This is a genomic window from Streptomyces sp. So13.3 (genome assembly GCF_005860785.2).
Classification (GTDB): Bacteria; Actinomycetota; Actinomycetes; order Streptomycetales; family Streptomycetaceae; genus Actinacidiphila; species Actinacidiphila fildesensis.
The window spans coordinates 8,049,187-8,074,304 of record NZ_CP048835.1 but is presented as its reverse complement, the minus strand read 5'-3'; the positions used below and the strand labels follow the sequence as shown (position 1 = coordinate 8,074,304).

The 25,118-nt window shown below is 71.3% G+C and carries 19 protein-coding genes and 4 pseudogenes; 5 read left to right on the top strand and 18 right to left on the bottom strand.

The features are described 5' to 3' along the window. The first annotated feature begins 92 nt into the window (after window positions 1-92). Together C8250_RS36105 and C8250_RS36100 are read left to right on the top strand one after the other, a co-directional pair. Complete coding sequence (locus C8250_RS36105) at window positions 93-1,283, top strand: helix-turn-helix domain-containing protein (protein WP_138352521.1); 1,191 nt, start codon at window positions 93-95, stop codon at window positions 1,281-1,283. A gap of 168 nt (window positions 1,284-1,451) precedes the next feature. Continuing rightward, complete coding sequence (locus C8250_RS36100) at window positions 1,452-2,201, top strand: DUF4232 domain-containing protein (RefSeq protein ID WP_138352520.1); 750 nt, start codon at window positions 1,452-1,454, stop codon at window positions 2,199-2,201. 25 nt (window positions 2,202-2,226) lie between these two features. Here C8250_RS36100 and C8250_RS36095 read toward each other — a convergent pair whose 3' ends face one another. The 16 genes and pseudogenes from C8250_RS36095 to C8250_RS36025 all read right to left on the bottom strand — a co-directional run bounded on the left by C8250_RS36095 (window position 2,227) and on the right by C8250_RS36025 (window position 20,058). After that, window positions 2,227-2,805 (bottom strand): nuclear transport factor 2 family protein, encoded by a 579-nt coding sequence (locus C8250_RS36095; protein WP_138352519.1) that lies wholly within the window; start codon window positions 2,803-2,805, stop codon window positions 2,227-2,229. Next, window positions 2,802-3,107, bottom strand: coding sequence for a hypothetical protein (locus tag C8250_RS36090; protein WP_138352518.1), 306 nt, complete (start codon window positions 3,105-3,107; stop codon window positions 2,802-2,804). The genes C8250_RS36095 and C8250_RS36090 overlap by 4 nt, the downstream gene beginning before the upstream one ends. Before the next feature lie 134 nt (window positions 3,108-3,241). Beyond that, a pseudogene (locus tag C8250_RS44975) lies at window positions 3,242-3,337 on the bottom strand (multidrug ABC transporter permease); the annotation flags it as partial. Window positions 3,338-3,737: 400 nt separating this feature from the next. Beyond that, window positions 3,738-5,282 carry an ABC transporter substrate-binding protein gene (locus C8250_RS36080; RefSeq protein WP_138352517.1) on the bottom strand — a complete coding sequence of 515 codons (1,545 nt, stop codon included), beginning with the start codon at window positions 5,280-5,282 and terminating at the stop codon, window positions 3,738-3,740. Beyond that, window positions 5,264-6,325, bottom strand: a complete 1,062-nt coding sequence (locus tag C8250_RS36075; RefSeq protein WP_138352516.1) for an oligopeptide/dipeptide ABC transporter ATP-binding protein — start codon at window positions 6,323-6,325, stop codon at window positions 5,264-5,266. The genes C8250_RS36080 and C8250_RS36075 overlap by 19 nt, the downstream gene beginning before the upstream one ends. Continuing rightward, window positions 6,322-8,247, bottom strand: coding sequence for a dipeptide/oligopeptide/nickel ABC transporter permease/ATP-binding protein (locus tag C8250_RS36070; protein WP_138352515.1), 1,926 nt, complete (start codon window positions 8,245-8,247; stop codon window positions 6,322-6,324). The genes C8250_RS36075 and C8250_RS36070 overlap by 4 nt, the downstream gene beginning before the upstream one ends. After that, entirely contained in the window at window positions 8,244-9,191 is a 948-nt protein-coding gene (locus tag C8250_RS36065; RefSeq protein WP_198357623.1) for an ABC transporter permease, read from the bottom strand. Before C8250_RS36065 ends, C8250_RS36070 begins: the two co-directional genes overlap by 4 nt. Window positions 9,192-9,538: 347 nt before the next feature. Continuing rightward, window positions 9,539-10,366, bottom strand: coding sequence for a PaaX family transcriptional regulator C-terminal domain-containing protein (locus C8250_RS36060; protein ID WP_138352514.1), 828 nt, complete (start codon window positions 10,364-10,366; stop codon window positions 9,539-9,541). Window positions 10,367-10,497: 131 nt separating this feature from the next. Then, window positions 10,498-11,238: an Asp/Glu racemase gene (locus C8250_RS36055; protein ID WP_138352584.1), complete on the bottom strand. Its 741-nt coding sequence runs from the start codon at window positions 11,236-11,238 to the stop codon at window positions 10,498-10,500. Between the two features lie 98 nt (window positions 11,239-11,336). Continuing rightward, the gene (locus tag C8250_RS36050) at window positions 11,337-12,242 is read right to left on the bottom strand and encodes a fumarylacetoacetate hydrolase family protein (protein ID WP_138352513.1); all 906 of its coding nucleotides are present in this window, start codon (window positions 12,240-12,242) and stop codon (window positions 11,337-11,339) included. 245 nt (window positions 12,243-12,487) lie between these two features. Beyond that, window positions 12,488-13,600, bottom strand: coding sequence for a cupin domain-containing protein (locus C8250_RS36045; RefSeq protein ID WP_138352512.1), 1,113 nt, complete (start codon window positions 13,598-13,600; stop codon window positions 12,488-12,490). Further along, window positions 13,597-14,649 (bottom strand): carbon-nitrogen hydrolase family protein, encoded by a 1,053-nt coding sequence (locus tag C8250_RS36040; protein ID WP_138352511.1) that lies wholly within the window; start codon window positions 14,647-14,649, stop codon window positions 13,597-13,599. The genes C8250_RS36045 and C8250_RS36040 overlap by 4 nt, the downstream gene beginning before the upstream one ends. Before the next feature lie 64 nt (window positions 14,650-14,713). Further along, on the bottom strand, window positions 14,714-17,134 hold the full coding sequence (locus tag C8250_RS36035) for a bifunctional salicylyl-CoA 5-hydroxylase/oxidoreductase (protein WP_138352510.1): 2,421 nt from the start codon (window positions 17,132-17,134) through the stop codon (window positions 14,714-14,716). A gap of 109 nt (window positions 17,135-17,243) precedes the next feature. Then, a pseudogene (locus tag C8250_RS44035) lies at window positions 17,244-17,639 on the bottom strand (thioesterase family protein); the annotation flags it as partial. A 78-nt stretch (window positions 17,640-17,717) separates the two neighbouring features. Continuing rightward, window positions 17,718-19,316 (bottom strand): annotated as a pseudogene (locus C8250_RS36030) (AMP-binding protein); the annotation flags it as partial. 178 nt (window positions 19,317-19,494) lie between these two features. Further along, window positions 19,495-20,058 (bottom strand): ATP-binding protein, encoded by a 564-nt coding sequence (locus tag C8250_RS36025; protein WP_138352508.1) that lies wholly within the window; start codon window positions 20,056-20,058, stop codon window positions 19,495-19,497. A gap of 381 nt (window positions 20,059-20,439) precedes the next feature. Here C8250_RS36025 and C8250_RS36020 point away from each other — a divergent pair, with 381 nt between their 5' ends. Both C8250_RS36020 and C8250_RS36015 read left to right on the top strand, forming a co-directional pair. Further along, entirely contained in the window at window positions 20,440-21,390 is a 951-nt protein-coding gene (locus tag C8250_RS36020) for an alpha/beta hydrolase (protein ID WP_138352507.1), read from the top strand. A gap of 153 nt (window positions 21,391-21,543) precedes the next feature. Then, window positions 21,544-22,239: a phosphatase PAP2 family protein gene (locus C8250_RS36015; RefSeq protein WP_244809590.1), complete on the top strand. Its 696-nt coding sequence runs from the start codon at window positions 21,544-21,546 to the stop codon at window positions 22,237-22,239. A 59-nt stretch (window positions 22,240-22,298) separates the two neighbouring features. On the opposite strand, the pseudogene C8250_RS44030 reads toward C8250_RS36015, so the two are convergent. After that, window positions 22,299-22,514, bottom strand: a pseudogene (locus C8250_RS44030) (substrate-binding domain-containing protein); the annotation flags it as partial. 560 nt (window positions 22,515-23,074) lie between these two features. Between C8250_RS44030 and C8250_RS36005 the strand changes: the two are divergent. Next, window positions 23,075-23,758: a phosphatase PAP2 family protein gene (locus tag C8250_RS36005; RefSeq protein ID WP_138352506.1), complete on the top strand. Its 684-nt coding sequence runs from the start codon at window positions 23,075-23,077 to the stop codon at window positions 23,756-23,758. Between the two features lie 7 nt (window positions 23,759-23,765). On the opposite strand, the gene C8250_RS36000 is transcribed toward C8250_RS36005, so the two are convergent. Continuing rightward, window positions 23,766-25,091, bottom strand: a complete 1,326-nt coding sequence (locus tag C8250_RS36000; protein WP_138352582.1) for a glutamate-1-semialdehyde 2,1-aminomutase — start codon at window positions 25,089-25,091, stop codon at window positions 23,766-23,768. Between the last annotated feature and the right edge of the window lie 27 nt (window positions 25,092-25,118).

Sequence of the window (25,118 nt, the reverse complement as noted above, 5' to 3'; positions counted from 1 at the left end):
CTGATGCTCCGTCAGGCACCGTGGCGGGCAGCTGCTTCCGGGGAGTACCGTCGCAAGCAATCGAACCAATAAGCGGAAGGAACTCCGCCACGGTGCGACAGACCCAAGAACTGGCAGATGAGCCGTTCAGCCGGATCCCCCCGGAGCTCGCCCACCATCTCCGGCCCTTCCTCGACGCTATCCGGAAGGAGGTGGTCGCAGCCATCCAGGCCGAGATTCCCGAGTACGACCGCCCGACGAACGACACCTACACGAAAACCATCCACACCGGCGTGGAATTAGGTCTGAACCTCCTGCTGGACCGCCTCTCCGCCCCGGGCATCAGCGCGCAGGAGGTCATCGGCATCTACCGCGGTATCGGCCGCGGCGAAGCCCGGGAGGGCCGCAGCCTCGACTCCTTCCAGGGCGCGCTCCGCATCGGCGCCCGGATCTCCTGGCGCCGCATCGTCTCCCTCGCCGACGCCGACGTCCTGCCGCGTGAGGTCCTCGGCCTGCTGGGCGAGGCCGCGCTGGTCCATATCGACGAGATCGCCACGGCCACCTCCGCCGGGTACGCCGAGGCCCAGTTACATCTGGCGGGTGAGCTGCAACGCCGGCGGCTGCGGCTGTTCGACATGCTGATCGCCGAGCGGCCCCCCACCGAGGAGGCCATCCGCGATCTCGCCCACGCCGCCCACTGGCCGGTCCCCACCTCCCTCGCCGTGGTCGTCGTGGACCACCACTGGGAACGCGAGACCCTCTACCCGATCCTGCCGCCCGGCTTCCTGGCCCGCTTCGACCAGCGGCCCGGGTGCATCGTCGTCCCCGACCCGGGCGGACCGGGCAGGACCCGCGCCGTCGACTCGGCGCTGCAGGGCCACCGCGCCGCCCTCGGCCCCACCGTGCAACTGACCGAAGGCGCCCGGTCGCTGCGCTGGGCGATGGACGCGCTGACCCTCGCCCGGCGCGATGTGCTGCCGGGCGGCGAGGTCGTGCGCTGTTCCGAGAACCTCGCCACCATGCTGCTCTTCCAGGACGAGGCCCTGGTGGACGCCCTCGCCGAACGCCATCTCGGCCCGCTGGAACGGATGCGCCCGCCGTACCGGGCCCGCCTCGCCGACACGCTGCTCTGCTGGCTGCAGTGCAGCCGCAACGCCAACGAGGTGGCGGGCCGGCTCGGCATCCACCCGCAGACCGTCCGCTACCGGCTGCGCCAGCTCGACGAACTGTTCGGCGACCGGCTCCAGGACCCCGACGCCCGCTTCGAGATGGAACTGGCCCTGCGCGTCCAGCAGCTGCGCTGAGCGCTCCCTGTCGTCGGTCCGGTGCGGAGCAGCACCTGCCGGCGGACCCCGCGGCCCTGACCGACCCGGCCGGTGGCAGTCCGCTGGAACCGCGGCCCGCGTTCCGCGCGTGAACGCACAGAGATCGTCGCGCCGCCGCACGCAGAGAGTCGGGTACCCATGACCGCCATGCTGAATCGCCTGCCCCGCCACGCGGCTGTGATACTCGCCATCGCTGCCCTGAGCACCGGCGCCGTCGCGTGCCAGACCTCGGCGGACGGCGCGCGATCCAGCGGACGCCCCAACCACGCCCCGAGCACCCCGGCCCCCGCCCCCACCACGGGCGTTCCGAAGGCGACACCCACCGCCGGCAGCGGCGGCGTGACCGACGGTGCCAAGAGCAGCGGAAACGATACGACCGGCGGATCCGCGTCGTCCGATGACGGCCCGTCGAACGCCGATACGTCCACCTCCGGCACGTCCACAGTCGTCGATCTCGCGTCCATCGCCCGCTGCCACACCGGCGACCTCAAGGCGGGCTTCGCCGCCGGCGGCGGCGCGGCCCCGGACATGGCCTCGACCGGCCAGACCCGGGCCTCCGTCTTCTTCACCAACATCAGCCGCCACACCTGTTCGCTCATCGGCTTCCCCGGCGTCGACATCGTCGGCAACCGCGCGACGGACGGCACCTGGTCGCTGATCCGCGCCTCGACGACGCCCACCAAGATCCTGCTCAAGCCCTCGGACACCACGAACTTCTCCATCACTCTCCTCCCCACCACCGCCCCCGCCGCCGAGGCCTTCGAGCCCGCCCTGGTCCGCATCACGCCGCCGGACGAGAAGACCCAGTTCGCGCTGAAGTGGCCCTGGGGCGGCTCGATCGTCCGCCAGGACGGCGCCACCCACCCCGGCACCTTCGTGAACCCCGTGGGCTCCTGACCGACCCATGGCCGACGGCGGCGTCTCAGTGGATGTCCGCGCTGACGATCATGCCGTCACGGACCGTGTAGGTCCCGGAGAAGACGCGGTGGCTGCCGTCCGTCTGTGTGGCGTCGAGAACGACGCTCACGGTGTCGCCCTGGACATCCGTCACCGTCACCGTGTCGTGGGCGGTACCGGCGAAGCCGGCCACGAAGCCCTGCATGGACCCGTTGAGGTTCTTGCCGCCCAGGTTCCATGCCGTGAGATAGGCGTGGGCGTTGATGGCGGCGTAGTAGTTCTCGACGACCTGGCGGGGACTCGTCGCCCCGGCGGCGGACGTGGGCGCGGGTGCCGTGGAGACGGTCGGCTGGGGCACCGGGGCGGTGCCCGTGGACGGCGAGCCCTTCTCCACGCCCTGCACGGTCCATTGGCCGGTGTTGGCGGCGAAGCCGGAATTCAGGGTGAACTGCACTTTGGCGATCACGGAGGCCTTCGGCACTTCGAACGTGATGAAGCCCAGCGCCGTGTCCCCCGGGGTGATCCGGACACTGCCGGGGAAGCTGGGCCCCGCATTCGTGTCGGCGATCGTGGAGTTGAAGGCCTGGCCCTGGGTGTCGATCACCTGCGCCCCGTTGGAGGGGGAATCCGCGTACACGGCCGTCCCGGTGTCCCGACCCGCGTGACCGTGACGGCCATGCGCTCACCGTCACCGGTACCCACCAGATCCAGGGTGTCGCCGATCTGCGCCTCCTGCTGCCCCGCACCGGTCGGTGACGCGGTGGGACCCGGGACGGACGATCCGGACGTGGAAGGCTGCACGGACGCGGGGGACGTGGTGACCGTCGGGGAGGAGCAGCCGACGGCGACGGTGGCGAGCACCACGGCGAAGAGGGACGACGCACACAGCCATTGAGCGCGATGCATGGTCATCGCCTCCTGGGAAGCGTCTGCACATCGTCCGCTTTTGGTTCCCTATCCCACCATAGGTTCCTCGCCGTACCCCCGCGCGTCGGTGCTCCCGGTCAGCGGGCCAGGCGGCCCAGGAGGGACGAGGCCGCCGCGATGCCCAGGGCCGCGATGACGATCACCACGACCGCCTGGATCAGCGCCTTCACCCCGGCCGCGAACGCCTTGCCGGTGATCAGGGCCGGCCGACGCGGTTCGAAGAAGTCCTGTGGCATGGCACTCGTTTGAGGGAGGGCGGCCGGGTGGGCTGCCGCAGAGCTGATCCGTTGGGGGCGCCGTTGGGGGCGCCGTACGTGCGCCGCCCGTTCGCCCCGGCGTGTTCGTGAGGGCACCTGCTGTCACTGCCAGCAGGTTCGGATATCAGCACAGTTGGCCGTTGCTGGCAAGGGTTGTCGCCTACCTCTCGGTCACCGGACGGCCACGCTGCGCCGACCTGCGCACGGGAGCGGGAACTGATCAGGGACGATCAGGTGCGAGCCGCCCGCGGGCCCCATGGCGAAGCGCGCCTCCCGCCTCCCGCCGGCCGGAACGGGGCGGGCGGGAGACGGAAGGCGCGAGGCGGAAAGCGTGAGGCGGCAGGGACGGGTACTACTTCGGTGCGGTGGCCCAGGCGAGGTCGGGAAGGTAACTGGGTGCCACCGCGAACCCCTTCAGCTTGCGGCTGTTGAAGGCGTAGATCCCGTCGGTCCGCAGCACCGAGACGAACCACGCCTGGTCGACGACCCGGCGCATGACGTTCTGGTAGAGCGCCGGCTGCTTCTCCTGGGGGGCGGCCGCGGCGGTGGCCAGCATGGCGGTCAGTGCGGGGTCCTGCGAGGCGAACGGGTTGAACGCGGTCGGGTGCGGCAGCATCCAGTCCAGCGACAGCGTGTAGGTGGAGGCGCCGCCGTAGCCGAACCCGAGCGCGGGGAACTTCTTCGACGTGGCGTTGCCCAGCCACTGGCCGATGCTGGTGTCCGTGGTGACGGTGGTGGTGACGCCGATCTGCTTCCACTGCTGGACGACGGCCTGGGTGACCAGGTCGATGCCGAAGAAGTTCTGGGTCTCCATGTGCAGCGCGAACCCGTTCGGGTATCCCGCCGCGGCGAGCAACTGCTTGGCCTTCGCCGGATCGTAGGAGTAGTGGTTGTCGTAGTCGGCGGCGAAACCGTCCAGGCCGGGGAGGGATATCTGGTCGGTGGCGTGGCCGTACTGCTGGAAGAGAGCCTTGGTGATGCTCTCGCGGTCGACGCCGTAGTTGAGGGCTTGGCGGACCCGGACGTCCTTGAGGGGCTTGGACAGGACCCCGTCCCGGTCGACGAGGTCGATGCCGAGGAAGGCGTTGGGCGAGCGGATCACGCTCAGGCCGCCCGAGGTGGCGGTGTCGACCTGGTTGGCGGTGATGCCCAGGATGTCGGCCTGCCCGGTCTTCACGGCCTGGAGGGCCGAGTTGGGGTTGGCGACGATCTTGATGATCACCTTCTTCCAGTGGATCTTCGTCTTGTCCCAGTAGTTGGGGTTGGGGGTGTAGGTGTAGTGGTCGCCGGTGGCCGTGTGCGCCGTGTCCAGGACGTACGGGCCCGCGCCGAAGGACTGGGTGCCCATCTTCTTGGCGTCGGCCAGGCCCGCCGGGCTGATCACCGAGCCGACGAGCAGGATCTGGTTGAGCAGCTGCGGCACGTTGGGGTGCGGGCTGGAGCAGTGGATCCGCACGGTGAGCGGACCGGTGGCGGTGACGGAGTCGATCGCCGAGGTCCAGGAGACGTTGAGCCCGTTCTTGCGGGTGTAGTTCAGTGACGCCGCGACGGTCTGGGCGGTCATGGCCGTGCCGTCGGCGAACTTCACCCCGTCGCGCAGGGCGAACTCGAACTCCCGGTTGCCGGTGCCGACGTACCCCCACTTGGTGGCGAGCGCGGGACCGGTCTTCCCGTCCTGCCCCTGCCGCAGAACGGTGTCGTAGGCCAGGTTGACGAACCAGTTGTCGGAACCGACGTTGGCCTTCGCCGGGTCGAGGCTCGCCGGGGCGCTCGGGGAGATGACGGTCAGGGTGTCGCCCTGGCCGCCGGATTCCTTCGACGACCCGCCGCACGCGGTGGCCGCGGCGGCGAGCACCACCAAGGTCGCCAGCCCGCTGATCATTCGTTGCCTGAACACGGCACTTCCTCTCCTGTGATTCCTGAATGTGCTGGAACGGTCAGCGGATGCAGGTCCGCGGCGCGATGGCAGGCGGCGGTCCGCCCGCCGCCCGACGCTTCGCCGCCGGGGACGGGCAGCAGCTCGGGGCGCAGGCTGTGGCAGATGTCGATCGCGTGCGGGCAGCGGTGCGCGAAGGCACAGCCGGTGGCCGCGGGCGGCTGGGTGGACAGGACCGTGGCGCCGGCCGCCTCCTTGTCGGCCCTGCGGGCCCGTTGCACCCGGGGATCGGGTTCGGGGACCGCGGCGAGCAGCGCCTGGGTGTAGGGGTGCACGGGATCGGCGTAGACGTCGTCGGCGGGCCCGGACTCCATGACCTGGCCGCGGTACAGGACGACGATGCGGTGCGAGAGGTGCCGGACGACGGGGAGGTCGTGGGCGATGAACAGATAGCTGAGGGAGAGCTCGCTCTGCAGATCGGCCAGCAGGTTCATCACCTGGGCCTGGATGGACAGGTCGAGTGCGCTGACCGGTTCGTCGCAGATCACCAGGCGTGGTGAGAGCATCAGCGCGCGGGCGATGGCGATCCGCTGCCGCTGCCCGCCGGAGAACTGCCCGGGGTACCGGTTCGCGGTGTCGGCGGGCATCCCGACCCGCGCCAGCATCTCCGTGACCCGCTCGGCGGTCTCCGCCGCACCGATCTTCCGGTGCACCAGCAGCGGTTCGGCGAGCGTCCGGCCGATGGTGCGGGCCGGATTGAGCGATGAGTACGGGTCCTGGAAGACCACTTGCAGCCGGGCGCTGAGCTCCCGCCGGACACCCGGCCGGGCGCTGGTGATGTCGGCGCCCTCGAAGTGGATCCGGCCGGAGCGGACGGGGTTGAGACCGAGCACGGCCCGGCCGATGGTCGACTTGCCCGAGCCGGACTCGCCGACCAGGCCGACGGTCTCCCCCGCCGCGATGGTCAGGGACACCGAGTCCACGGCACGGAACGGCGCGGTACGCCGGCCCTGGCGGAACTCGACGGTCAGGTCCTGGATGTCGAGGATGGTCTGCGGAGTCATCTGGGGGTGCCCTCCACGAGGAGCTGCTGGGAATGGACGCACCGCGTGAGGCGGTCGGGTACGGGCCGGGTGAGGGCGACCGGTGCCGCCGCGCACGCGTCGGTGACGCGCGAGCACCGGGCGGCGAACCGGCAGCCCTGCGGCCAGTCGCGGGGGGCAGGCACCGTGCCGGGGATCGTCGGCAGCGGCTCTCCGCCGCCGGCCAGGTGCGGGTTGGCCGCCAGCAGGCCCGCGGTGTACGGATGCAGCGGCAGGGTGAACATCGACTCGACGTCCGCCTGCTCCACGACCTGCCCCGCGTACATCACGACCGACCGGTGGCAGAGGTCCGCCACCACCCCCCAGTCGTGGGTGACGATGAGCACGGCCATCCCCGTCTCTGCCTGCAGCCCGCGCAGCAGCGTCAGGATCTCGGCCTGGACGGTCACGTCCAGCGCGGTGGTCGGCTCGTCGGCGATCAGCAGCTTCGGGTCGCCCGCCAGGGCCAGCGCGATGGCGACACGCTGGGCCATCCCGCCGGACAGCTGGTGCGGGTAGCGGCCGGCCACCGCCTCCGGGTCGGGGATGTTCACCATGGTCAGCAGCTCGATCACCCGGCGGTGGGCCGCGGCGCGGGTCGTCCGCCGGTCGGCGCGGCTGTGCCGCCGTACGGCCTCGGCGAGTTGGCGGCCGACCGGGAAGGTCGGGTCGAGGGCCACCATCGGTTCCTGGGACACATAGGCGATCCCGGAGCCACGGACCCGGGCCAGCTCGGCCGGGGAGCCGGCCAGGTCGACCCCGTCGAACACCACCTGGCCGCCGGCGACCCGGCCGCCGCCGGGCACAAGGCCCAGGACGCCCAGCGCCGTCACCGACTTGCCGCACCCGGACTCACCGACGACGCCGAGTGTTTCGCCCGCCATGACGTCGAAGGACACTCCCTGGACGACGGGGATGCCGCCGATCTCGACCGACAGGTTCCGCACCGACAGCAGCGCCCGCGCGTCCGGTTCAATCGAGCCCTCCACCGGGGCCACGGCGTCCTCGGCGGACCTCGGCGCCGGCACCGTGCGGCCCGGCGGTGCCGCCATCTTGGAGACCGACCAGCCCTCGATGGCCGCGTCGCGGATCGCGTCGCCCAGCAGACCCAGCGCGATCACGGTGATGACCAGCGGAATGCCCGCGGGGACCAGCATCCAGGGATCACGGTCGATGTTCTGGGACGCGTCCGCGACCAGACCGCCCCACGACGGGTCGGGCGGCTGCGCCCCGAGGCCAAGAAACCCCAGCCCCGCCTGGATGGTGACGACGATCGCGGAGAACAGCGCCGCCTGGACGATGACCATGCTGGTCATCCGCGGCAGCACGTGCCGGCGCAGGATCTGGGAGCGCGTCAGCCCCGCGACCTTCGCCGCGGCGACGTACAACTCCTCGCGGATGCCGAGGGTCTGTGACCGCAGGATCCGGATCAGGCCCGGACTGCCGAGCACCCCGAAGGTGATCATCGCGGCGTGCAGATTGCCGGGGAACACCGACAGGACGACGAGCACGATGATGATGCCCGGGAGCGCGAACATCAGGTCCGCGGTACGGGTGACCAGCCAGTCCACCCAGCCGCCGAGATACCCCGAGGCCAGCCCCAGGACGGTGCCGATCACCAGGTAGACCAGCAGCGACTCGGCCACCGCCAGCAGCGTGGAGCGGCCGCCGAACAGCAGCCGGCTCAGCAGGTCCCGGCCCAGGTTGTCGGTGCCGAGCAGATGGCCGCCCGAGGGGCCGGCCAGCACGTGTCCGAGGTCCTGCTCCAGCGGCCCGCGCGGGGCGGTGAACGAGGCTCCGGCGGTGGCCGCGGTCAGCAGCACCAGCCAGCCGATGGCGGCCGCGCCCGACGGGCGGCGCACGACCCGGGCGAGCAGACCCGGTCTCTTCGCGGCGGTGCTCATGCGGCACGCACCCGCGGGTCGAGACGGCCGTACGCCAGGTCCACCAGCAGGTTGACCAGGACCACCAGCACCGTGATGTACAAGACGGCTCCTTGGATGAGGGGGATGTCGTGCTGGATGGTGGCCTGTTGCGTCAGGCTGCCGAGGCCGGGCATGGCGAACACCGTCTCGACGAAGACAGCGGCGGAGAGCAGGCTGACCAGCACCACGCCCAGGACGGTCACCACCGGCAGCGCCGCGTTGCGCAGCACGTGCCGGTAGAGGATCGAGCGCGGTGAGAAGCCGTTGGCCTGCATCACCCGGATGAAGTCGCGGGTGGAGGTGTCCAGCACCGAGTCACGGGTCTGCTTGGCGATGATCGCCACCGCGCCCACCGACAGCGACATGACCGGCAGCACCAGCGAACGCGCCCACTGCGCCGGGTCGTCGGCGAACGGTACGTAGCCCGTCACCGGGAACCAGCGCAACTGCACCGCCAGCACCGCGATCAGGACCAGCGCGAGCCAGAACGCCGGGACGGCCAGGCCGATCAGCGACAGCCCGTCCACGATCCTGACGAGGAAACCGCCGCGCCGCGCGCTCAGCAGGCCCAGCGCCACGCCCAGGATCCCGGACACCACGGTGCCCGCGACGATCAGCGATATCGATACCGGCAGCCGGTTGTTCAGCACCGACGTGACCGGCTCACCGCTGAACAGCGAGGAGGCGAGGTCGCCGTGGAACACCCGCACCAGCCAGTGCCAGTACTGCACCGGCAGCGGTTCGTCCAGGCCCAGTTGGCCGCGGACGGTCCGGTACTGCTCCTCGGTCGCGTGCTGCCCGACGATCGTCCGGGCCGGGTCCCCCGGCACCAGTGACACCAGCACGAACGTCAGGGCCGAGACCATGAACAGCAGCGGAGTCGACGACAGCAGCCGCCGGATCACCAGCCGGAATATTGCCATGCTCACCTCATCGGAAGTTGTACGAAGGGAGGATCTGGGGAGCGCTGAGGGCGCCTCGGCGGCGATGGCGAGAGAGATCCTGGATGCCGGGTCGCGGAACGGAGGGCGGTGGCGGGTTACGCCGAATCCCCCGGCCGGGCCACCGCCACAGGCGGTGCGACTACGCGGCGGGCATGGCCGCTTGCGCGGCTCCAGCGAAGATTATCGAGCTGATTTAGCTACAGCCAGAAGAAGAACATACGAAATTTACACGTGTCAATAGACTGCACCGCACTACTCAAGATGGCGGGTTACACGTGATACCTGAGGGTGGATTGACGGGGATTTCACCCCGGGGGAAGCCCGGTCTACGGAGCTTCGGAGCCCGTCACCTTGCGCACATGGCGAAGGCTCGGCTCGGCGAGCAGCTCGTGCAGCTGCTGGAAGACCCGGCGGGCCTCCACCGCGTTCCAGTCACCGGGAAGCAGCTCGGCGGGCAGGCCGGGGTCGAGGTACGGCAGCCGGCGCCACTGCGTCAGCATCGGCACATAGGCGCGGAAGGCCTCGGTGGGATCGATGGCGGACTGCTCCGCCAGCCGGGCCGCGATGGGCGCGTACATCCCGGTGAACGCCTCGTACTGCGCCTCGATGGCCGGGAAGTCCCACCAGGAGCTGACGGCGGTCCGCAGATCGCTGAACGCGGCGTAGTCGGCCGTGAAGAGATGGACGTAGTCGCTCAGCCCGAGGCGTTCGAGCGTGTTGCGCGCGTCCTCCAGCAGCCGGCCGGGCGCCAGCCACACGCCGGCCGCGGTGTTCCCGAAGCCCAGCCAGGTCAGCCGGGTGCGCAGCTGGTAACGGTGGGCGCGCTCGGACTCGGGCACGGAGAAGACGGCCATCACCCAGCCGTCGCTGAGGTTCGCCGGTTCCAGGCTGCCGAAGATCCGCCGGTCGCCCTCGTCGAAGATCGCGTGCACGGCGGGGCTGAGCCGGTACCCGGTCGCCCCCTGCCGCTCGGGTTCGAGAATGCCCCGCTTCTTGAGCCGGGAGATCGCCGACCGCACCGCGGGGCCGTCCACGTCCAGTTCCGCCATCAGGACGATCAGGTCGGCGATGGAGATCCATCCGCCGAGATGCCGGACGAAGGCCCCGTAGACCGTGTTGATCAGGGAGCTGGGCCGGGTCGAGCTGTCCGACATGATCGCCTTCCGTCGTGTGCGGAGGCGATCCTACCGAGACGTACGCCCTCGGCCCGTCCCCAGGGCACGTCGGGCCGGCCCGGCCGGTCCGGGAAGCGGGCCGGCGGGCACCCGGCGGTATCCCCCGGTGGTCACCCGGCGGCCACCTCCTGCCCGAGGATGGGCACCTCGGCGTAGCCGCCGGACAGCAGATGTCCCGCTCCGGGCGCGACCGCCGGCAGGTCCAGCGCGCGGAGCAGCTGGTGGGCGGTGCACACCGCCGCGGACACCACGGGCTTGCCGAGCAGCTGCTCGGCCTGGTCGATGGCGCCCAGCGAGGGCATCTGCACGCACGCGGAGAGCACGACGGCGTCGGCCTCCTCGTAGTCCAGCGCCCGCGCGATGTCCGGCAGCAGGGCCGGGTCGTGGGCCGCGACGTCGAGGTTGTCGGGGATCTCCAGCGCCTCGTAGTCGAGCACCTCGAAACCCTCATGGGTGAGGTAGTCGACGACGGTCTGCGTGAGCGGGCGCATATAGGGGGCGACGAGCGCGATCTTCTTGGCGCCGAGGGTGCGCAGCCCGTGCACGAGGGCGCCGGCGCTGGTGACCACCGGGGCCGCTCCGCCGTTCTCGGCGGTGCGCGCGTGCAGCCGGCTCTCGGAAACGCGGTGGTAGCCCAGACCCATGCTCATGATCGCCACCAGGCAGGCGTAACCGAGCACGTCCACCCGGGCGTCGGAGAGCTCCAGGGCGCACCGGTCGGAGTCGGCGTCCATGGCCCTGAGCTGTTCCGGCGTGACGTGGGTCATCCGCATCCGGCTGGAGTGGAAGGTGAACCGTTCCGGTGCGATGGTCTCCCGGGCGCGCAGGATGGCGGGCACTTCGGTTTCCATCGTGACGTTCGAACTCGGCACGATCTGGCCGATCCGGTAGCTGCGGTGGGACAAGGCGGTGCGCTCCTTCGGTGCGGGGGTTGGCTGATGACGGTGGGTCAGCGGGCGTCGATCACCGGGTTCGACAGCGTGCCGATGCCCTCGATCGTGGCTTCGACCAGGTCGCCGGGCTGCAGGAACTCCGGCGGGACCATGCCGGCGCCGACGCCCGACGGGGAGCCGGTCGCGATGACGTCACCGGGTTCCAGGGTCATGCCCGAGGTGATGTCCGCGATGAGCCGGGCGATCGGGAAGAGCATGTGCCGGGTGTTCGACTTCTGCTTGATCACGTCGTTGACCCGCAGCGACAGGTCCAGCGCCATCGGGTCCCCCACCGCGTCGGCGGTGACCACGGCCGGGCCGAACGGCGCGTAGGAGTCCTGGCCCTTGGAGAAGAACCACTGGCCGGAGCGGCGCTGGTCGCGGGCGCTGATGTCGTTGATGATGCTGTAGCCGAAGATGTGGTCCCAGGCGTCCGCCTCCGAGACACGGAAGGCCGTGCGGCCGATGACGACGGCGAGTTCGCACTCCCAGTCCAGCTGTGTCGTCAGATCCGCGTTGTGCAGGATCGGCCGGCCGGGGCCGGTGATCGCGGTGGCGGGCTTTCCGAACAGCACGGGCCGGTCGGGCAGTTCCTTCGCGGTGTCCAGCGTGCGGCTGGACTCCGCGACGTGCTCGACGTAGTTCAGACCGACGCCGACGACCTTGCCCGGCCGCAGCGGTGCGCGGAGTTCGACATCGGCGAGGCGGTGCACGACGCCGGCCGGCCAGCCGGCCGGGTCGCCGCTCAGCAGCTCGCGGGCCGCGTCCAGGGCGGCGGATCCCGACCGGATGAAGGAGAGCAGGTCGGCCGGAAGCTCGGTCCCGGCGTGCCCGGCCAGTGCGGCGAGGTCGACCACCCGGTCGTCGAGCTGGGCGCCCAGGCGGTCGGGCGCGTCGTTGTGGGTGTACGTGATCAGGCGCATGGCTGCTCCTTGCGAGGGTGGGACGGGGTACGTCGGGGTCGGGAGGGCCGGGGGGTGAACCGGCGGTGTCCCCATCAGGAGGACACCGCCGGTCCTGGCCGGGGACGGTGTCGGCGCGACAGGAGTGTCCCCGGAGACTCCGGCGCCGGAGCCGGTGTCAGGGCCGGCGGATCCGGCGGCGCGGGACGTCTTGGGTGGCGGGCCCGTCGGGTGACGGGCCCGACAAGCGACGGGTCGGTGCTCGCCTAGGTGACGGGCTGGTGCCCGTCGTTCGCGGTGTACGCCTCTTCACGGAAGAAGCCGAGCGAGCGCATCACCGGGAAGTCGTTGAACGAGAACAGGCAGGCGTCCTCGGACCGGTCGAGGTTCTCGTGCTCGTGCCAGGCCCAGGACGGCACGCAGAAGATGTCGCCCTGCTTCCACGCGAACCGCTGCCCGGCGATCACCGAGACACCGTGGCCCTTGGCGGCCGTGTAGATGACGGATCCGGTGTGCCGGTGGGCGCGGGTCGCCTGGCCGGGGCGCAGCAGCTGCATATGGGCGCTCATCGTGGGCATCACGGATCCGCCGGTGAGCGGGTTGGTGTACTCCATGATCACGCCGTCGTACGGGGAGCCGTCCGTGGTTTTCGCCAGGTCGCGCAGCGCCGCGTAGGTCGGCTCCCAGGGATAGGCCAGCAGCGGAGAGTACGGCCTCGTCCACTTCTCCACGCCGTACGGCAGGAGGTTGCCGCCGTAGGTGAGAACGGAGGAGTTGATCACCTTTCCGGGCGTCTGGTAGAGGTCGGGGTGGACCTCGTAGAAGCCCGCGTCCAGGGAGTTGACCAGGGGGATGTCCAGGCCGTCCTGCCAGATGACGGGGGCGTCGTCGGAGTCGTTGCCGTGCTCGTGCCAGGTGCCGTTGGGGGTGATGGCGAAGTCGCGGGCGCCGACCTTCAGCTTCTGCCCGTCCACGATCGTCCAGGCACCGGTGCCCTCCTGGACGAAGCGCAGTGCGGCGGCCTGGTGCCGGTGGGCGGTCATCGCCTCGCCGGGGCCCATGATCTGCAGTCCGGTGTAGAGCAGTCCCGCGGCGGCGCTGACGTCCTTGCGGCCGGGGTTGACGAGCATGACGACCCGCCTGCCGGCGTCGTCGGCCTTGACGAGGTCGAGCGCCTTGTGGACCAGCGGCCGCAGTTCCTCGTAACGCCACAGGACGGGCACGGACTTCGGCTGCGGGAACCAGGGTTCGATCTCGTTGGCGACGGTCCACAGGGCGCCGGCCTCGAGGCCGGCGAGCTCGCCGTAGTACGCCGTCAGCTCGGGGGTGTCGGACACGCGGGCGCGTCCCAGCATGGTGTCGTCGTTCTCGGCGGTCATATCTCCTCCTTGAGGTCCTTGAGGCCGTTGCGGTCCTGCAGTTCGGTGCTGTCCTTGGCGTCCGGGGCGGGAGCCGCCGGCGCGGGGTCGGTCGCGAAGGTCACCGGTTGGCGTGGACGGTTGTCGACGTGGAGCTGGAAGACGTCGAAGCGGTTGTAGTGGCCGGTGATGTCGTGCATCTGCTTGGGCTGGATGCACTTGCCGAGGTCGATCTCGGCGTAGACGATGCCCTCGTCGTCGATCAGCGGCTCGGTGACCGGGCGTCCGTCCGGGCCGAAGATCCCGGACAGCGCGCTGCGGGGGCGGGCGAGCATCCGGCGCACCTCCTGGTCGTCGCCGGCGATGGTGTCCACGATCTCCGGGGAGATCGTGGAGCAGGCCACGACCGAGAAGACCTTGCCCTCGAAGGAGTGCGCGGCGGTGCGGACCGCGATGGCGTCCGCCATGTCGTAGTCCTCGGGGGCCACCGGCAGGGCGATGTAGCTGGAGGCGTGGACGAGTTCGCCCTGTGCCAGCAGCGTGAAGCGGGCCAGCGTGTTGGTGTTCTCGCCGCAGGCCAGGACGCCGAGCGGGCCGATCGGGGTCCGGTGCACCTGCAGGGAGCTGCCGTCGCCGCCGGTCCAGGTCAGCTTCTCTGCCCACGTCGGCACCAATTTGCGGTGCACGCCCAGCAGTTCGCCCTCGGTACCGATCGTCAGCATCGTGTTGTAGAGGACGCCGAGGCTGTGCGCGCCGCGCTCGTTGACGCCGATGACGAGGACGACGCCGTACTGGCGGGCGGCGGCGCGCAGCGCGTCCACCTCCGGTCCCGGGATGTCGACCGACGAGCGGTAGAGGCGCTCGAACCACGGGGAGCCCTGGACCGGGTTCATCGTCCAGTTCCAGTACGGGTATCCGGGGATGAAGACCTCGGGGAAGACGATCAGCGAGGCGCCGTTGCCGGCCGCCTCCCCGATGAGGGCGATCGCTTTGTCGACGGTCGCGCCGGCGTCCAGGTACACCGGTGACGCCTGGACCGCGGCGGCGGTGAAGCGGGGCAGGTTCAGCATCCGGTCCTCCTTGCTTCTGCGGTGGTGAGCGCGGTCAACGGCGCCCGGTCGGTGGTCGGCACGATCAGCGGCCGCTCGTCGCGCCGGACAGGTCCGCGTCCGGCAGCCCGGCCGCCGGGTGCGGAAGCCAGCGCTGGTGCACGGGCACGGGCGGTTCGCGCAGCAGCTGGAGCCGGGGCGGCACCCGGTCGGTGCGGGCGCCGGGCGGCTTGCCGCTGCCCGCCTTCCACGAGTGCGGCCAGGTCGCTCCCGGCCCGGTGTAGTCCTGGGCCGCGGCGGCGTGCAGGGTCCACAGCGGGTCGTGGAGCTGGGCCCGGCCGACGGCGCACAGGTCGGCGCGGCCCGCCAGGATGATCGAGTTGACGTCGTCGTAGGTGGAGATGGCGCCCACGGCGATGGTCGGGATCCCGGTGGCGTTGCGCACCAGGTCGGCGAACGGCGTCTGGTAGCTGCGCCCGTAGCGCGGCCGCTCATGGGCGACGACCTCACCGGTGGAGACGTCGAGCGCGTCCGCCCCGGCGTCCGCGAGGGCGCGGCAGATCTCCACCACGTCGGCTTCGCTGGTGCCGCCCTCGGCCCAGTCCGCCGCGGAGATCCGGATGACCAGTGCCTTCCCCGCCGGCCATACGGCGCGCACCGCCCGCAGCACCTCCAGGGGGAAGCGCAGCCGTCCTTCCAGCGTGCCGCCGTAGGCGTCGGTGCGGAGGTTGGTCAGCGGGGAGAGGAAGCCGGACATCAGATGGCCGTGGCCGTACTGCAGCTCCAGGACGTCGAATCCGGCCCGGTGGGCGCGTTCCGCGGCGGCGGTGAAGTCCCGGGCGATCTCGTCCATGTCCGTGCGGGTGGCCTCGCGCGGCACCGGGTCCGCCTCGTTCCAGGGCAGGGCCGAGGCGGCGATGGTCGGCCAGCCGTCGTCGCCGAGCGGGCCGGAACTGCCGTCGGAGCGGGGCATGGTGGTCGCGGCGCGGCGTCCGGCGTGGGTGAGCTGAATGCCCAGGCAGGTGTCCGACTGCTGGTGGACGAAGTCGGTGATCCGCCGCCAGGCGGCCTCCTGCCCGTCGGTGTACAGCCCCGGGCAGCCGGGGGTGGCCCGCCCCTGCGGGCTGACGGCCGTCATCCCCGCGAAGACCAGCGCCGAGCCGCCGAGCGCCCGGGTGCTCAGGTGCACGAGGTCGAAGTCCCCCGGCACACCGTCGCGTGCGGTGTACAGCGCCGTGGGCGGCACGACCACCCGGTTGCGCAGGTGCAGGCCGCCGAGCCGGAACGGCCGGAACATCGGCGGCACGGACACCGCCGCCGGCCGCACCGCCGCGGTCAGCGGTTCCTCCGCCTCGGCGAGCCAGGAGTCGACCGCCGCGGTGAACTCCCCGTCCCGCACCCGGAGGTTGTCGTAGGTGACGCGGCGGCTGCGGGTGAGCAGGTTGAACGCGAACTGGTGCGGGTCCTGGCCGGTGTACCGGCCGACGTTCTCGAACCACTCCAGGCTGGCCTGGGCCGCGCGCTGGGTGGATTCGACCACCGGCCGGCGCTCCGCCTCGTAGGCGCTCAGCGCCGCGGGAACGTCCGGGTGCTCCTGCAGACAGGCGGCGAGGGCGAGCGCGTCCTCCATCGCCAGCTTGGTGCCGGAGCCGATCGAGAAGTGCGCGGTGTGCGCCGCGTCCCCCAGCAGCACGACGTTGCCGTGCTGCCAGGACCGGTTGCGCACGGTCGTGAACCGCAGCCACTTGGAGTTGTTGGGTATGAGCCGGTGCCCGTCGAGGTGGTCCGCGAGGAGTTCCTCGCAGAGCCGGATGCTCTCCTCGTCGCTGGTGCCGGGCGGCAGGTCACGGGCCGCGAACGTGTCGAAGCCCGCGCGCCGCCAGGCCGCCTCGTCGATCTCGACGATGAAGGTGCTGCGCTTCCCGTCGAAGGGATAGGCATGGACCTGCAGGGTGCCGAAGTCCGCCTCGGCGACGATGAAGGTGAACGCCTCGAAGACCCGGTCGGTGCCCAGCCACATGTAGCGGGACCCGCGCTCGTCGAGATCCGGCCCGAAGCGGTCGGCGAAGTGCTCCCGGGTCGCCGACCGCACCCCGTCGGAGGCCACCACGAGGTCGTACTCCGCGGCGAGTTCCGCCGCCGGCGGCGCCTGGGTGCTGTACCGGACGTCGACCCCCAGGGCGGCGCAGCGCTGCTGCAGGATCTGCAGCAGCCGCTTGCGTCCCAGGGCGGCGAAGCCGTGGCCGCCGGAGGTGAGGACCTGGCCGCCGTAACAGACGTCGATGTCGCTCCAGCGGGCGAACTCCTCCGACATGGCGGCGTAGACCTCGGGGTCGGCCTGCGCGATGCCGTCGAGCGTCTCGTCCGAGAACACGACCCCGAAGCCGAACGTGTCCTCAGCGGCGTTGCGCTCCCAGACGGTGACGTCCCATCGCGGTGAGAGCTGCTTGGCCAGGGCTGCGAAGTACAGCCCGCCGGGCCCTCCTCCGATGACTGCTACGCGCACGGGTCCTCCTCGTGGTTCTGCGACATAAGATATGCCGCATTTTCTGCGATCGTCAATATTGCAACATGGCGGGGCGGGACCGCGTGCGGTCCCGCCCGGCTCGCGCCGGTCAGGCGAACAGCTCGGGAGCCTGTGCGCCCGCCGTCGACAGCAGCCGGCGGACGTCGTCGGGCCAGGGCTCGGAGCCCTTGGCGCGCGCGGCGGAGTGGACGATCGTCATACGCCCGGTGGCGGCGACCCCGTCCCCGTCCGCCGCCCCGTCCTCGCTCTCACCGCGCACGGTGAAGGCGTAATGCAGCGAACTGGTGCCCACCTTGGTGATCCGCAGCTCGGTGCGGACGGCCTGCCCGAACCACAGCCGCTCCCGGTAGTCCGCCTCGAAGTGGACCCGGGGGATGCTGCCGAAGAGATGGCCGAGGCCGAGCCTGCGCAGCAGGACCGCTTCGGCCGCCTCGACCCAGCGCACCACCGTGGAGTGGTGGTAGTGCCCGGCCGCGTCCGTGTCCGGCCACTCGACCCGCCGTTCGACGGTCACGCTGGGCAGCGACGCCTCGCCGCCCGTCGCACCGTCCACCGCCATCCTGCGCAGTTCACCGCGGCGCAGCTTCCCGTTGCTGGTGCGCGGCAGCGCGGTGACGAACTCGATGGCGCGGGGGTACTTGTAGGGCGCGATGGTCCGCTTGACGTGGTCCTGCAGCGCCTTGACGGTGTCCGCGCCGGCCTCGACCCCGGCCCGCAGGACGACATAGGCCGTGACGACCATGCCGCGCCTGCCGTCCGGGGCTCCCACCACACCGCACTCCTCGACGTCGGGATGGACGACGAGCGCCTTCTCCACCTCGGGACCCGCGATGTTGTAGCCGGACGAGACGATCATGTCGTCGCTGCGGGCCACGTACCAGAAGTAGCCGTCGGCGTCCCGGACGTAGGTGTCGCCGGTGATGTTCCAGCCGTCCCTGACGTACTCCGACTGCCGTGGGTCCGACAGGTACCGGCAGCCGGTGGGGCCCTTGACGGCGAGCAGGCCCGGCTGCCCGTCGGGGACGGCCGCCCCCGTCTCGTCGACGACGGCCGCCCGGTAGCCCGGGACCGGCTTGCCCGTCGCGCCGGGGCGTATGTCGCCGTCGGCGGCGGAGATGAACACGTGCAGCATCTCGGTCGCACCGATGCCGTCGATGATGTGCAGTCCGGTGGTGGCGCGGAACTCCTCCCACACGCTCGCCGGCAGCGCCTCGCCGGCGGAGACGCACCGGCGGACGCCCGCCAGCCGGTCCGCGACACCGGCGGCCATGATCGCGCGATAGGCGGTGGGTGCGGTGAAGAGCACCGTGACACCGTGCTCGGCCACCAGGTCGGCGAGTTGGGTCGGTGTCGCCTGCTCGATCAGCAGGGTCGCCGCGCCGACGTGCAGCGGGAACACCACCAGCCCGCCCAGCCCGAAGGTGAACGCCAGCGGAGGCGTTCCGGTGAACACGTCGTCCTGCCGGGGCTGGAGGACATGCCGGGAGAACGTGTCGGCGTTGGCGAGCACGTCCCGGTGGAAGTGCATGGTCGCCTTGGGACGTCCCGTCGTGCCGGAGGTGAAGGCGATCAGCGCCACATCGTCCGCGGCGGTGTCGACGTTCACGAACGAGCCGCTCTTCGTCCCGCTGCGGGCCGCCAGGTCGTCCGGTCCGGTGCCGCCGTAGGGGACGACGGTCAGGCCGGCGGCACCGGCCGCGTCGAGCTCTTCGAGATAGCGGTGATCGCACAGGGCGGCGACCGGGCGGCTGATGTCGTGCAGTTCGGCGAGTTCCGCGGCGCGCAGCAGCGGCATGGTGGTGACGGCGACGCCGCCGGCCTTCAGGACGCCGAACCAGGACGCGACCAGCCACGGATTGTTCGGGCCGCGCAGCAGCACACGGTTGCCGGGCTGGAGGCCGAGGTCCTCGGTGAGCACCTGCGCCACCTGGTTGGCGCGCCGCAGGAGGTCCCCGTACGTCCATCGCCCGGTCGGGGTGAGCAGGCACGGCCGGTCGGGACCCCAGCGGGCGACGGCGTCGTCGAGCAGCGACTGCGCGCAGTTGAGCCGGGTCGGATACGCCAACTCCGGTAGATCGAAGCTGAGTTCGGGCCACTGGGCGAACGGTGGCAGCCGGTCGCGACAGAAGGTATCGGCATGCGCGGACGGAGAGAGCTCCATGGGGCGGCACCTCAATCTCGGGGCAGCGGGGAGAGTGGAGCCAGTATCTCGCCAAAATGACGGCAGTCAATGATTCGCTATAAAGGTTCTCGTTAAGAACAGGTTTCGTCACGGAAAGTGACGGAAGCGGAGGTCCGCAACGGGCCGGGGCGGTCACCTGGCGCCGCCGGGACGCCCGTCAGCGCGCGACGGGCACCCGCACCCGGATGGTTTTCCCGGCACCACCGCCCGCACCCCTACCGCCGTACGGGAGGACCTCCACCGAGCCGCACGCCTCGTCGACCAACAGGTTCACCATCAGCAGACCGCGCCCGCACTCCGCATCCGGATCGACGTCCGCCCCGGCCCGGGGCGGGCACGGGTCCCCGTCGCTCACGTCCAGCCACAGCTGACCGCCGCCGACGGCCGCGGTGACGCGCAGCTGCTCAGTGGCCGGCCCGGCGTGCTGCACGGAGTTGGCGGCCAGTTCGGTGACGGCCAGCAGGAGGGTGTCGATGACGTCGGCATGGATGTGCCAGTCCAGCAGGACACGGTGCAGCCGCCGGCGGATCCGCGGGACGGCCGCCACCTCGGGCGACAGCACCCAGTGGACGATCGCGCGGCCCGGAGGAGGCGGCGCGGACGGGCGGGACCGCGCCCGCCCGGCGCCGGCGGGCGCCGGCAGGACCGGCGGGGCCGACGACGTGGACGGCATCGGCGGGGTGGACGGAGCGGAGACGGTGAACGCGGTGACGGTGAGCATCGCGGGACTCCCGGGGCGGGACGGCGAGGCGAGGGGGGACGGACGCCTGTGTCGCTCGTGCAACCTCCGCCGGCTCCTGCGCCACCTCTCGGATCAACTGGACCGAAATTCTGGGGTCAGTGCCGGTACGGATCGTTGTTACACGTGTAACATGCTAGGCAGCCCTCCGCGCCAAGCGCAAGGCATTTCGGGCAAAAGTTGCCGAATGTCGGATTTCACCGACGCCGTGAACCACCGCGCACTCCCGTGCGCCTCATAGACCTCGTGGACCTCGTGGACCTCCACTGACGTGCGCGGCCGTCCGCGGTGGTCTCCGCCGAGCACACGGCCCGTGCGCCGCCGCGGACACACGTCGATCGACCTGGATGGAAAGGGACCGGAATGACGCAGTCACCGCCAGCCCAACTCGACCTGGGGTGGCCTCCGCCGCCCTTCCTGGCCCCCGTGCCGCCCGTGGTGGGCGACGACGGCGTGACCCGGTTCGAGGGCGTCACCTACGCGACCTCGCCGGGGTACCGGCCGCGGTTGCTCGACGTCCAGGTGCCCGCGAGCGCGACGCCCCCGCCGGTCGTCCTCTGGATCCACGGCGGAGGCTGGATGGAGGGCGACCGGCGCTACCCGCCGCCCACCGTGCCCGTCGAGCTGCTGCACGGCTCGGTCCTCGGCGCCGGCTTCGCCCTCGTCTCCATCGACTACCGGCACAGCCTCGAGGCGCCGTTCCCGGCGCAGCTGCACGACGTCAAGGCGGCGATCCGCTACATCCGCCGCTTCGCCGGCAGTTTCGGCATCGACACCGACCGGATCGCCGTGTGGGGCGAGTCGGCCGGCGGTCATCTGGCGGCACTGGCCGGGCTCACCACGGCCGACGGCCCCGGCGGCGCCGCGATGGAGGGCACCGAGGGCGTCCTCGGCGAGCCGACCGCGGTGCAGGCCGTCGTCGACTGGTACGGGGTCCACGAGATCGCCTCGCTGCTCGCCCACCCGATGCCGCCGTCACCGCCCGGCGCGCCCGAGTACCCCAACCCGTTCGCGGCGCTGCTCGGCGGCACCGAGGACGAGCGGACCGACCTGGCACGGGCCGCCAGCCCCGTCACCTATGTCGGCGCGGGCGCCCCGCCCTTCCTGCTGATCCACGGGACCAAGGACGGTCTGGTGCCCTACAGCCAGAGCGAGCTCCTGGCCGCGGAGCTGCGCACCGCGGGCGGCGAGGTCACCCTCACGCCGGTGGACGGCGCCGACCACATCTTCCTCGGCTCCCCGGACATCGTCTCGATCGTCTGCGACAGCGTCGCCTTCATCGCCGGCCGGTTGAACGGCCCGTCCCAGCCCTGACCCGGGCGGTTGCTTCCGCGAGCGGCGGCCGGACCTCCGGCCGCCGCTCTCGGCACGCCGCCCCCGTCCCTCGTCCAGCTCTTCCGTATCCGTATCCGTTCATCCGTTTCCCCGTCCGTCCGCCCCCGCGGACCGGGCCGCGAGAGGCACCACGTGACCGACACATCGACCGCCGTTCCCGAGCTCCCGACCGCCGCCGGGAACCACCGGCTGCCCGCCGCTCCCCCGCGACCACGCGTGCTCCCCCTCGCGCTGGTCTGCCTGCTGGCCACCGCGCTGATCGGGATCGCCACGCGCGCCGACGTCCGGCGCCCCTTCTTCCAGGGGCTGGACGAGCGGTGGCTCGGCTGGATGGGAGGACCGCACCGAGGTGTCTACGAGGCGGTCGCCACGGTCCTGAACTGGTTCGGCGGACCGCTCGGCGTGGTGGTCCCGCTGGCGCTCCTGGTGGCGCTGCTCGTCCTGAGGCGCTGGTGGTCGGTGCTGTATCTGCTCACCACCTACCTCGCGGCGAACATGCTCGTCGTCCAGGTCCTCAAGCAGGTGGTGGACCGGCCGCGGCCCGCCCACCCGCTGGTCAGGGTGGACCACGGCTCGTTCCCGTCCGGCCACGCCGCCGGCGCGGCGACCCTCGTGGTGATCGTCGGCGTCCTGCTGATCCCGCTCGCCCGGCGCCGGGCCTGGTGGCTGGGCGGCGGGTTGTTCGTCGCGCTGATGATGTGGAGCCGGACGTGGCTGCACGCGCACTGGCTCAGCGACACGGTCGCGGGCGCGCTGGCCGGGGCGGGTACTTCGCTGCTGCTCTGGTGGGCCTTCGCGCCGCTGCTCGCCCGGGAGCGCGCCGGCTGAGCCGGAAGTGAACTGACGCTACGAGGACGCCCGGTGGATGAGGGTGACGTCCACCGGGGCGGGCGCTGCAGCGAGGCCAGCATCAGATCGTCGGCGCCGACCACGGCCACGTCCTCCGGGAACCCGATGCCCACGTCCTGGAAGGCGTGCATCAGCAGCGCCGCGTACTCGTCGTTGTACGCGAAGACCGCGTCCAGACCCAGCCCCGGCCAGCGTTCCGCCAGTTGGGCCACCGAGTCCTGGGTGTACGCCACCTCGACGGCGGTCACCGTCGCCGTCTCCGCGAGGTCACCGGTGGCCGTGATCACGAAGTCGAAACGCATGGTGGTACGGGACTGCTCGTTGTAACGCTCCCAGACCGGCAGCGCCGCATGGTTCGGATCGTTAGGATGACACGTAAAGGGGTCGTACAGGCCAGGAGCGGTTCTTCGCGGGATGGTCATGGTCGCTGGAGGATGAGTCGGACACGACGGGGGCTCGCGTTGGATCGCCTGGCCGGAGCGGACCTGGAAGTCGGCCAAGACCAGTTCATCCTGCACGGGTTTGTCATCCTCCTCGGTCCAGCCGAGCAACCCGTACAGGCTGACGATCCCGGCCATGTCGGCGGGCGGCAGCGGGCGGTAAGCCGTGGCGTGCCCGGACTTCCGGGCACCGGAGTCGTTCGGAAACCACGCCCCGCCGGCGTGGGGCGCGGTCACCGGCTCCGCCAACGCGGTCAGCGTCTTGATGCGGTCCCGCGGCGCCGGCACGGCTGCGACGCAATCCCGCAACGCCCGACGCTGCGCACGGCAGAAAAGATGGTCACTACCGCAGGTCGACCGGACGCGGTGGGCGGGTGACCGGCCGGGCGGCGCCCGCGATGCTGCCCCCATCGCTGCGCGTGTGGCTCGGGCTGATTGCGGCCCTCGCCGCGCTGGCGGTCACGGTACTCGGGGTCCTGTATGCCGGCCACAGCCAGCCCGGCAGGGTGGACGGGTGGATCCAGCCGGCGGTGGAGGGTGTGCGGCCGCCGTGGCGGAACGTCGCTCTGACCATGGACTTCTTGGGGGAGCCCGTGGGAGCGGTGATGCTGGTCGTGGCCATCGTGACGGGGTGCCTGCTGCTTCGGAGTCCTCGCGCAGCGGTGCTCGTCGTTGCCGGTGTCGGCATGACCGTGGGAACGGCGACGCTGCTCAAGCATCTGGTGGGGCGCACCATCCACGGCGACGGCAACCTGTCCTACCCGAGCGGGCACACCGCCTTCGCCACCGCGCTCGCCCTCATGGTGGCGCTGCTCGCGACCGGCCGGCTCGGCCTCGGCCGGACGGGCCGCACGTTACTCGTGCTCGCCGCGGCGCTGGTTGCCGGCGCAGCCATGGGCTGGGCGCAGGTCGCTCTGGGCGCGCACTACCCGACCGACGCCCTCGGCGGCTGGTGCACCGCGCTGGCGGTGATCCCGGCGACCGCGTGGCTGGTCGACCGGATGGCCGACTGGCTGGTTGATCGGACGGCCGCGGCCGGTTGGCGGGAGCGTCGCTGACGTCACGTCACACCAAGCGGCGGAACACGGGCTTCACCGGCCGCCCGGCCAGCCAGGGGGTGGGGTCAGCGGCGTCCAGTGCCTTCCGGTACACCGCGCATGCCTGGGCCACCACGTCGATGGTTCGGTCGATGTCTGCGTCGTCAAGCGCGCTGCTCACCACGAACGACTGGGCCAGCACTCCGCCCGCGAGGAGCCGGCGCAGGAACAGGGTGCGGTACTGCTGCGACGGCTGCCCGTTCTCGTCCAGGGTGGCGAAGACCAGGTTGCTGGCCCGGCCTCGTACGACGACGTGGTCGCCGACGCCCATGCCGGCCGCGGCGGCGCGGACACCGGTGGCCAACCGCTCGCCGAGGGCGTGCAGTTGTGCGGTGATGCCCTCCTCGACATAGGTGGTCTGCACGGCCATCGCGGCGGCCAGGGAGTGCGTTTCCGCACCGTGCGTGGTGGACAGCAGGAACACCCGGTCGCCGGAGTGACGCAGCCCGCCCCACTCCATCAGGTCGCGGCGCCCGGCCAGCGCGGAGACGGCGAACCCGTTGCCCAGCGCCTTGCCGAACGTGGAGAGGTCGGGCACCACGCCGTACAGGCCCTGGGCGCCCGCCTCGGACCAGCGGAAGCCGGTGATCATCTCATCGAAGATCAGTACGCAGCCGTGCTGGTCGGCCAGCTCGCGCAGGCCGGCGAGGTATCCGGGCGGGGGCTCGGTGTGGCCGGCCGGTTCGAGGATCAGGCAGGCGACCTCATCCTGGTACCGGGTGAGCAATTCCTCCGTGGCGGCCAGGTCCCCGTAAGGGAACGCCACGGTGAGCCCGGTGGTCGCCGCCGGAATGCCTGCGGACATCGACGTGATGCCGATGAACCAGTCGTCGACGGAGAAGAACGGATGGTCGCCGCAGATGGCCACCCGCGGGCGCCCGGTGACGGCGCGGGCGAGGCGCACCGCGGCGGTGGTGACGTCGGAGCCGTTCTTCGCGAACTTCACCATCTCCGCGGTCGGCACCGTGGCCAGGAAGCGCTCCGCGGCCTCGACCTCCACGATGGACGGCCGGACGAAGTTGCTGCCGCGGTCGAGTTCCCGCCGCACCGCCTCGAGCACGCGTGGGTGGGCGTGGCCGAGGCTGACCGACCGCAGGCCGGAGCCGTACTCGATATAGCGGTTGCCGTCGATGTCCCACACGTGGGCACCGCGGCCGTGGCTGATGACCGGCGCCACGTTCTCGGGGTACTGGTCGTCGCCCTTGGCGTAGGTGTGCGCGCCCCCGGGGATCATGGCGTGCAACCGCTCGTTCGCCATCCGCGACCGGGGCAGGAGGAACTCTTCGGTGTCCACGGTGACTTCAGTCTCTTCGGTGTGTTG